The 9,724-nt window shown below is 50.4% G+C and carries 7 protein-coding genes and 1 pseudogene; 3 read left to right on the top strand and 5 right to left on the bottom strand.

Annotated elements, in window-relative coordinates; genetic code table 11:
* Window positions 1–186: 186 nt before the first annotated feature.
* The 4 genes from holA to lepB form a co-directional block, all read right to left on the bottom strand.
* The gene (gene holA, locus PHG53_10340; GenBank protein MDD5382017.1) at window positions 187–1,173 is read right to left on the bottom strand and encodes a DNA polymerase III subunit delta; all 987 of its coding nucleotides are present in this window, start codon (window positions 1,171–1,173) and stop codon (window positions 187–189) included.
* 31 nt (window positions 1,174–1,204) lie between these two features.
* Entirely contained in the window at window positions 1,205–3,826 is a 2,622-nt protein-coding gene (gyrA, locus tag PHG53_10345; GenBank protein ID MDD5382018.1) for a DNA gyrase subunit A, read from the bottom strand.
* A gap of 174 nt (window positions 3,827–4,000) precedes the next feature.
* Window positions 4,001–4,297 (bottom strand): hypothetical protein, encoded by a 297-nt coding sequence (locus tag PHG53_10350; protein ID MDD5382019.1) that lies wholly within the window; start codon window positions 4,295–4,297, stop codon window positions 4,001–4,003.
* Window positions 4,298–4,404: 107 nt separating this feature from the next.
* On the bottom strand, window positions 4,405–5,997 hold the full coding sequence (gene lepB, locus PHG53_10355; protein ID MDD5382020.1) for a signal peptidase I: 1,593 nt from the start codon (window positions 5,995–5,997) through the stop codon (window positions 4,405–4,407).
* 334 nt (window positions 5,998–6,331) lie between these two features.
* Between lepB and PHG53_10360 the strand changes: the two genes are divergently transcribed.
* The 3 genes and pseudogenes from PHG53_10360 (at window position 6,332) to PHG53_10370 (ending at window position 7,874) form a co-directional block, all read left to right on the top strand.
* Window positions 6,332–6,643 carry an integration host factor subunit beta gene (locus PHG53_10360; protein ID MDD5382021.1) on the top strand — a complete coding sequence of 104 codons (312 nt, stop codon included), beginning with the start codon at window positions 6,332–6,334 and terminating at the stop codon, window positions 6,641–6,643.
* Between the two features lie 94 nt (window positions 6,644–6,737).
* Window positions 6,738–6,926: pseudogene (locus PHG53_10365) on the top strand (cold-shock protein).
* Window positions 6,927–7,238: 312 nt separating this feature from the next.
* Complete coding sequence (locus PHG53_10370) at window positions 7,239–7,874, top strand: HNH endonuclease (protein MDD5382022.1); 636 nt, start codon at window positions 7,239–7,241, stop codon at window positions 7,872–7,874.
* A 30-nt stretch (window positions 7,875–7,904) separates the two neighbouring features.
* Here the strand turns inward: PHG53_10370 and PHG53_10375 are convergent, their stop codons facing one another.
* The gene (locus PHG53_10375; GenBank protein ID MDD5382023.1) at window positions 7,905–9,395 is read right to left on the bottom strand and encodes a radical SAM protein; all 1,491 of its coding nucleotides are present in this window, start codon (window positions 9,393–9,395) and stop codon (window positions 7,905–7,907) included.
* Window positions 9,396–9,724: the final 329 nt, after the last annotated feature.

The following is a 9,724-nucleotide window of genomic DNA, read 5'->3' on the forward strand; positions in this document are numbered from 1 at the left end:
GCACGGCGGATGGATTTGGGCCGAGAGTAAAGATAAACAGGGTAACAGCTTCTGCTTTACCCTCCCGAAGTCCAGCGTCCAGCCCGTTGCTGCTCCGGCAGCGGTAAAAGCGGTAGATAAACACCGCAGTGAACAGTAAAAAGAGTTAATTATTCAATGAGACTGGACCGCATTTACGCAACTGTTCTATCTGCCTGCTAATCCGAGGACTAGTTGCTCCGTTGCAACTTCGGCTTTCGCCTGCCCCTTTTTTATTGCGTAATCGGTTGCAGCCAATTGCTGCAAAATTGTGCCTATTTGTTTCAAAGACACTTTTCGAAGTTGTGCAAAAAAACTTTTTCTATCGCCCCATATTCTCAACCTCTCTGCGATTTCGTCTGTGCCGACCCCTTTCTCAAGCAGGACTTTAGCGCCGAACATCCTGCGGAAATGAAACGCAAAAGCGCCGACGACGGTGTACTCCGCAGATTTATCCTCCGCGAACATGGCCCTTAGCCGGTATATTGCCTGTGCAATGTCCCCCGCAATAATGGCGTCAATCACCGCGAAAGCGTTGAATATCCGGTTATGACCGATTAGCGACTCTATGTGTTGTTCCGTTATCGACTTTTCGTCCTGTGCGAATAGGGCCAGCTTGTCAACTTCGCTGTATAGTCGCCCCAGCTCGTCCCCGGCCAGCTCAACTAAAAGCTCGGCCGCCGCCGCACTGATGTTTTTATCGTGCGCGTCTCTGGCATATTGCACAAGACGCCGCGGCAGTTGCCATCGGCTCGGCTGCTCTACGCTGAGCAATTTACCAACCGACTGTAATTTCTTGGCCAGATTCGTTCGCGCAGACCAGCTGCTTACGGTCAATATAAGTATGCCGGTAGGGCAGGGGTTATCGAAATATCTCTCGAGCAGCTCACGGTTCTCAGAAACGAATTTGTCAGCGTCTCTTACGAGAACAACTCTTTTCTCTGTTAAAAACGGCAGCGTCCGAAGCTCATCGAAGACCTGGGCTGCTGAAACTTCAGCAGGGTCGGCATTAAAAAATCCTGTAGCTCTCTGCTCCGCTGTTAGTTCGTTCTCAAGAACCTTTTCGCACTCAGCGTAGACAAGGGATTTCTCCTTGCCGGCGATTACGTAAATCGGCTCATGTTTCTTCTTGGGCTCGCCTTTACTTTTGACCATTTTTGCTCAGCCGGCTCGGCCTGCCGAAGTGTTATTTCGATTTGCGGCTTTTCCTGCTCTTCTCTTTTTTAGCTTTAGGTTCGGATTTGTGATTAGTATCGGATTTTTCCTTGGAATCACCTACCTCCTCCGAGCTTATTTTCTCAGAGGCGACAAGTTTGTCGCCTGCCTTGAGATTTATCAGGCGAACACCCTGTGTGTTTCTGCCTATCGAACGGACTTCCTCCAGCCCCGTCCGGATTATCATCCCGTTGGCCGTTATCATCATTAACTCGTCCTTGTCCTGAACGGCTTTCAGTGTTACTACTTTGCCGTTCCGGGTGCTTGTCTTTATATTTATCAGACCTATGCCGCCCCTGTTTTGGGTGCGGTAATCATTAAGACTGGTTCGTTTGCCGTAACCTTTTTCACAGACCGTAAGCAGCGATGCGCCTTTCTCCGCTATGACCATACCGACAACGCTGTCCTTGTTGCGAAGTTTCATGCCCCTGACGCCTCGCGAAACCCGGCCCATTGACCTAACCTGGTCTTCGCCGAACCGTATTGCCATACCGTCCCGGCTGCCCAGTACAATCTGGTCCTTCCCGCTTGTCATCGCAACGCCTATTACTTCGTCGCTGGGGTCAAGCTTGATTGCGGTAACGCCCGTGGCTCGCGGATTGCTGTAAGCTGAAAGCTTTGTCTTTTTTACAACGCCGTTCTTGGTGGCCATAATAAGCTGACGCGGGTCTTTTACTTTCTCGTCTTCGCTTCCGAAATTCCGCACGCTGATTATCGAGGTTATTGTCTGGTTGCCGAGTTTCAGAAGGTTGACGATGTTTCTGCCCATACTCTGTCTCGACATGCTCGGAATATCATAGACCCTCAGCCAGTAGCATCTGCCGCGGTTGGTGAAGATAAGCAGATAATCGTGAGTAGAAGCGCCGAATAGATGCTCTATAAAATCGCCCTCTTTGGTGTCGGAGCCGATAATTCCTTTGCCGCCTCGGCCCTGTTTGTGATATGAGTCGGTCGGTATTCGCTTCACGTATCCGCCATGGCTTATCGTTACGATAACTTCTTCTTCAGCAATCAAATCCTCGAGATCGAGCTCCTCTACTTTAGAGGCAATTACTGTCCGCCTTTTGTCGCCGTATTTTTCTTTTATTTCGCGGATGTCTTCGCAGATAATATCCAGCAGGGCACGCTCACTGGCCAATATCGCCTCATAGCCCTCTATCTCTTCGATGAGGTCGGCGTATTCTTTGGCAAGCTTTTTCATCTCCAGCCCTGTCAGTCTTTGCAGCTGCATTGTTAAAATCGCGTCAGCTTGCGGACCGGTAAGGAACTGGTTGCTCTTGCTTCTTTCTTTGACGAATGCTTCCGGCAGGATTTCTTTAAGCGTAGCCGAAACGGATAGTTTCAGCGGCTTCTTCATCAGGTTCACCTTCGCCGTCGGTGTGTCAGGTGACTTTTTTATCAGTTCGATGATTTCGTCGATGTCGCTGACCGCAAGGATAAGACCTTCTAAAATATGGGCCCTGTTTTGACATCTTTTTAGCAAAAAGCTGCTTCGTCTGCGGATGACAATCTTGCGATGCTCAATAAAGCAGATAAGCATCTGCTTGATATTAAGAGTTTCGGGTCTGTTCTTGACTAGTGCTATACTGGCAATAGCAAAGGTGCCCTGCAGAGGGGTGTAGCGGTACAGCTTATTTAATGCGACTTCGCTGTCGGCGTCTTTCTTTAAGTCTACCGCTATCCGTAATCCGTGCCGGTCTGATTCGTCCCGCACGTCGGCGATTTCCGCAATCTGACCCTCGCGGACGCAGTCGGCAATCTTGGAAACAATCGACGTCTTGACAACCATATACGGTATTTCGGTGATTACGATTCTTGTCTTGCCCTGCTTTGTCGTCTCGACATCTGCTTTACCTCGGACTGTCAGATGGCCTCTGCCCGTGGTGTAAGCATCCATAATGCCTTTCCTGCCGCAGATAATTCCGCCGGTTGGAAAGTCTGGACCGGGCAGGCACTTTATAATGTCCTTGAATCCGCAGTTCGGGTCTTTGATTACCAGCAGCAATGCGTCACAGACCTCGGAAACATTGTGCGGCGGGATATTCGTTGCCATTCCGACAGCAATACCAGTAGAGCCATTGACTAACAGGTTCGGAAATTTCGAAGGCAGGACCGTTGGCTCCTTGCGAGTTTCATCGTAGTTCGGCACAAAATCGACGCTGTCTAAGTTAATATCTTCGAGCATTTCCATCGCCGGGGCCGCCATTCTCGCTTCGGTATATCTCATAGCAGCCGGCGGGTCGGCGTCGATGCTCCCAAAGTTGCCCTGTGGGTCAACTAAGGTATATCGCATGCTCCACTCCTGGCCCATACGCACGAGAGTTCCGTATGTCGCCTGGTCGCCGTGTGGATGGTAGTTGCCGCTCGTATCGCCGACGATTTTCGCGCACTTGCGGTGTTTGCTTCGCGGGCCAAGGCTCAAATCGTTCATCGCGGCCAGTATTCGTCGCTGCGAAGGCTTCAGGCCGTCGCGAACGTCCGGCAGCGCACGCGATACAATCACGCTCATTGCGTAGTTAAGGTAGGAAGTCTTCAGCTCATCGAGTATCCGCTTGTCCTCGAAATGTTCCTGTGGCTTATTAACTTCTTCCATAATCTTCTGCCTGTCTAAATTCTAATTTTCGTAAGTTCAGGGTAAAATACCTGCAATCAGGCAAAAAGTCAAGTGGCGTAAGATATTCTCTGGCGGAAAAAAAGAAAGGGTTAAATAGTTGCTGAAATCAGTAAAAACAACTTTCTTAGAAACGCTTTACGGCGGAACGGTCGGCTATTTCGTTCGTTGTGTCCACTTCTCGCCGTCTCTCTCGAATTCAACCGAGTCTTTGTTTATTTTGACGACCTTCACTCCGTCTATTATATCTCCTTCTCTTACTATTTTCTCGCCTATTAAAGCCGATGGATTATCTGCGGAATATAATATCCCTTTTACCGTTATATCCTTTGGAGAAACGGCCTCCTTCAATGTTACCATGACCGTCTTTGGGGTAACAACATCCTTGCCTTTTGCCTTTGCCAGAAAGTAGTAGCCGATACCCGCCGTAATCGCAACACAAACCCCTGACACCACTACCCACCATAACAAGGAGCTGTTGCCTTTCTTTTCTCCTTCAGGAGCGGGTTGGGCCGAACACCCAGACTGGGCTGACTGCTGGCTGGACGTCTTTGGCGGCCTTAGCCGCCGCAAATAAAACGCATCTGGCCGATACAGGGTATCCACTTCCACGAAACGAGCCAGTACATTAATCTGGCCGCGCTGCTGTGCCGGCTGTTCTTTAACAGAGAATTTTTGAAGTTTGCAGGCCACGGAAACTCAAATCCCCCGGGCCAATAGACAAACAGGGCTTTGCCTACGAGATAGTCGCTCGGCACGATACCCTCCCTGTAGGATTGCCCGTTATTACCAATGCCCGCTTTGTTCCACCACCTGCCGTCCTCGCTGTTGGGGCTGTTGTCACCCAATACGAAAAATTCGCCTTCGCTGAGCGTAAAAGGAGTCCCTGCTATTGCTCTGCCCCCTTCGAGACCACTGGCGCCCCTTTTGGCGGTGTAATGAATATCTCGGAAAATCGCTATATGTGACAGTGCCAGTGTGCCGGAGCCGAAAATATTCACTTGCGGCTGGATGTCCCTTTTCATTTCACCGGCGTCCTCTGCAGACCGGTCCAAGTCGTAAACTAATTTGTCGTTGCCGAATTGAAAAATCAATTGATGGTCAACATTGGCGAATTCGACCAGCGTAGGTTTGTTCATGGCTGATGCATCGATTGTTTTCTTCTCTAATATCGTTTCTTCGCCTGTGGCAGAAACCTTTCCGATGACCATCTCGCCGCCTAAATCAACCCATGCTTTGTATATGGTTTGATATTTGCTTACAGTTGCGCCGACGCCGCCTTGTTTGCCGGCTGATTGTGCGTAGAAGCGTACCATCAGGTCGCTGCAATAAGGCATATTCTTATAATCCCCGACACTGTCGTAAGCGTATGTGGTCCTGAAGTCGTTACCGATGGATGTGTCGTAATTTAACGTGCTTATTTCTCCCGCAGGCCCGGCTAATTGGAATACGGTCGGGTTGGATTTATCGACGACCCATTTTGACTCTGCGATGTTCCTGAATGGCTGCTGCCAGGCGTGGCTGTTAAACGAATTTTCCCCCGGCCGGGCTGGCTGGTAATCGTTGTCGTACACGGGCATCCACAGCTCTTCCTGCACTTTCGCCGGCTTTCGGCTGATTTCTCCGTCAATATAAATGTCCCCGTCGATTATCTCCACAGTTTCCCCGGGTCGGCCGATCAATCGTTTTATATAATTCTCCGTAGGATTGAGCGGGTTCTTGAACACTATTACGTCCCACTGCTTGGGCTCGAAAAACTGATAGATGCACTTTAAAACAAGTATCCGATCGCCGTTGGATATTGATATTGGCCTGCCGCCTGTATCGTAATGCCCGCAGCTCGGGCAGCGGGAAATAGGCAGTTTGACAGTGCCGGTAGCGGCAGCTTCCCGTCCCTGCCTGTATTTTTCAATGTCCGAACCGCAGTCGTATTTATATCCGCATTGTTGGCAGCAAAGCCGGAAATGGTCTCCCTTAAGCGTGTCCGCCATACTGCCGGTGGGAATCCGGTACGCCTCCATTATGAATGCCCGAACAAGAAACGCCAGTATAAAGGCCGTTACCAGCCATTCGAGCGTATTGGTGATTTCAGACCCTCTGCTTGTCTCCTGTTCTTGTTGCGGACCGGTATTTTTGCTCGCCTTTGCAGTCATAAATGTCGCCTCGGTAATTAAAAACGTTAATTATGCAGACAAGTTCACATCTGGTCAATAAACTATTTTCCTGCCTATGGTTTTTTACCGGTTTGCGCTGGCTTAAAATGCCGGCCTTTTACGTAACACCTTGAAAGCAAAGCACTTACGCCGGATTGCTTCGCGGGAGGCATCGCCTTGCCCGCCTGCTCTTTTTGCACCATCAGGTTTTTTCAGAAGTTGAAATTTTTTTGAATAAAAATTACTTGCTGTATAGAAGTCTTTACTATATAGTAAGTTGCGTTGTTCCGACAGTTGTTTCAGTATTCGCTCTTTCTTGAAATGAGGTTAGTTTATGGCAACAATTACAAAGAAAGAACTCATCGACCGAATCTCAGAAAAAACGCAGGCCAAAAGGGTCTTGGTCAAACGCATAACTCAGGCTCTCCTCGACGAGATAATAGCCGAGTTGTGTAAAAGTAACCGCTTGGAGTTCCGCGACTTCGGCGTCTTCGAGACCAGGATAAGGGCCGCAAGGGTTGCGCAGAATCCCAAGACCCTCGAAAGGGTCAAGGTCCCTTCAAAGAAAACCGTTAAGTTTAAAATGGGCCGATTGATGAGGGAGAATCTTTATGCGCCCGGTTCAAAATCAACCGATAAAAAATAATACAAAAGTATTCGTTCCGCGAATTCTCTGTCTTCAGTCGCAGACCGTTTGCGGGATTTTGTTCGCAGGTTAAGTAGCTAAAAGGAGCACTTTTATGGCAGAGGGAAAAGTTAAGTGGTTCAACACAAGAAAAGGTTATGGCTTCATTTCTACCGACGATGGTAAGGATATCTTCGTTCACTATTCCAACATCGAATCGGAAGGTTACAAAACTCTCGCAGAAGGCGACCCCGTCACTTTCGATGTCGTCGATGGCGAAAAAGGTCCGCGGGCAGAAAACGTAGTTCCAAAGGCAGCTGCGAAATCCGCGCCTGCCCCGAAAACTGATTCGGCTCCGAAAGCCAAGGCCGCCCCGAAGAAAAAACCGGCCCCCAAAGTCGAAGCTGCATCAGAAGACGAAGAAGCCCCAAAAGACGAAGAAAAGGCCCCGGAAGCTGAATCTGCCGACGAAAACGAGTAACTTCTGTTTATCTGTTTTTTAATTGGATGTCGCGCAAGCGACTCCGCAGCTTTGCACTTTTAGCTTTACGCTTTAAGTTTCCTCTTGCATCCCGCACGCTTTTCTGCTATTTATATCACAGTAGAGTGGTGATTTATGATTGCTTCAGAATCTAACTCCGGCCTGGATTGTAGCGTTCTTGTCCTGAACAAGCACTATATGGCTGTCCGCATTATCGGGGCAAGAAGGGCCTTTTCCCTGCTCTGCCGCCAGCTTGCCGAGGTCGTCTCCCTTGAGCAGGGCACTTACTCCAACTACAATTTCCAGTCCTGGTGCGAGGTCAGCGAATTCAAGCGCAATTTTGAGCCGGATGGCTGCGACTGGATTTCCACCGTAAATTTCTACGTTGCCGTCCCACGCATTATCCGCCTGCTCTTCTACGACCGCCTCCCGCGCGCCGAGGTCAAATTCAATCGCCGCAACATCTACGCCCGCGACAAAAACTCCTGCCAGTATTGCGGCCGACGTTTCCCCACCAGCGAGCTTTCCCTCGACCACGTTGTCCCTAAAAGTGCTGGTGGAAAATCGAATTGGGAAAATATGGTTTGTGCCTGCACCAAATGTAACGTGGCTAAAGGCGGCCGGACCCCGAAGCAGGCTGGCCTTACCCTCGTCCAGAAACCAGCCAAGCCCAAGCACAATCCTCTCGTCCGCATCCATCTTGGCCAGTCCCGCTACAAAAGCTGGCAGCAGTTCCTCGACCACGCCTACTGGTCGGTCGAGCTGAAGTAATACCTAAAAGGTATTACTTCATCCCGAGCATTACCGAGGGATTTCATTCTGTCTTTTGTCTTTTGCGCTTCGCGCGCTCGAAACCTCGGCTATCCTCACACCAGCCCCGCCCTCGGCGTTGGGTTCTCCTCTGGACTCCTTCGCACTATCGCCCCTGCCTCCGCAGTGACGCCTGAATTCGGAGTATGCCTTAGCGCCCAGCCGGATATTGCTCCTGTATGAGAAATTGCCCGCCATAGTAATCAGCGGTTCGCGGCATTGCCGCAAGTTGCGCCACACCCTCCCCAGAATCCGAGGCATGGAATAGAAGTCGTGTTCGCAGCGAACCATCTCTTTTATGATGCCGTCCATAGACAAATGCTTATACCGGGCTACAGGGAAAGTTAGTGTGTAATATTTCCAGTCCTCCGGGAACGTCTCGAGGGCGATGCGCCCCTGCGATTTCATCTGCTCCCACAGTTGCGTGCCGGGTAGCGGAGTCAAAAACAGCGTGTTGAGACTGTCCACGCCGTACTGAACAGCTGCCTCGGCGATTCGTTTACCAATGCCCGCTTCGTCTACATCCAAACCCATTATAAAGGAACCTGCTACCAGAATTTTGTGCCGTCGTATCCGTTGTACGGAGGCGCGGAAGTCCCTGCCTTTCAGAATGTTGAATTTCTTGCCGACCTCCCGAAGCCCTTCCGGCGAGGGAGACTCAAAGCCGATGTAGACTCCTCTGCAGCCGGCCTTGGCCGCCAGCGTCAGTAGCTCTTCGTCATCAGCAAAGTTAATAGTGACCTGCCCTATCCACTTCTTGCGCACCTTCGCCTTCGCCAGCGCGCCGAACAGCTCCTTGGCGCGGGCGATGTGCCCGGGGCTCGTGCCGATAAGGTTGTCATCCACCACTAAAACACGTTTCTCACGAATCAACTCGAATTCCCGCACGACATCCGCAATAGGGCGATGCCGGTACTTCGTCCCGTTGAACGCCGTCACGCTGCAGAAGCTGCAGTTCAATGGACAGCCGCGAGTCGTCTGAATGGCTCCGAAGGCATATCCTGTGGAAAGCAAATCATGGCGGGCAGCCGGCATATCTTTTATCTCGGCGAGCCCTCCGTCGTACCGGCGCTTCAGCTTGCCTCGCAGGGCGTCCTCGAGTATTGACGCCCATATACCCTCAGCTTCCCCGGTAACGACCGAATCCACACGCTCCATAACCTCCTCTACGCACATTGTCGCGTGAATGCCGCCCATCACCACGGGTACGCCCTGATTCCGGAAATGACTGGCCAATTCATAAGCGCGGTTCACCTGCGAGGTAAAAGCGGTAATTCCCACAAGGTCAGGCCGAGGCATCGCCTCATAGTCTGGCACACCGAGGTTCTCGTCAACTATCGTGATTTCCCACTCCCGCCCGGTCAAGCCCGCCAAAACCATAAGGCTCAGTGGTTTCCAAACGCGGTAGCGCTTCCATCGGCTGTCCTTGGCTTTGATGATGCCGACAAGCGGGTTTGTTGGATTTATCAGATATAATCGCATAGCATCCATTCTCTTATGGCTTTAACATCGTTTCCATCTTATTTAGTCCCCCAACTCAAAGGCCGTTATGGGGCTGCTTACTAAACCCAAATCATAAACACTAAAGCGAAGAATTATAAACAATAAATCGAAGTTTGTAAATGACTTTGTCATTGCGAGGCCGAAGGCCGCGGCAATCTCAAAACATTTAGCCCCCTGCACTCAACTTTTTGCGCCAAGTGATATAAGTCCTTGCGCCCTAAGAAATTCGCCTTCATAATACTCCTGAATAGAATTCCTTTGAAAGGAGATGTTATGGAAGGCGAATTATGGAAGCGATTGTACGGGCT

This window comes from Phycisphaerae bacterium, from assembly GCA_028714855.1.
Classification (GTDB): domain Bacteria; phylum Planctomycetota; class Phycisphaerae; order Sedimentisphaerales; family Anaerobacaceae; genus CAIYOL01.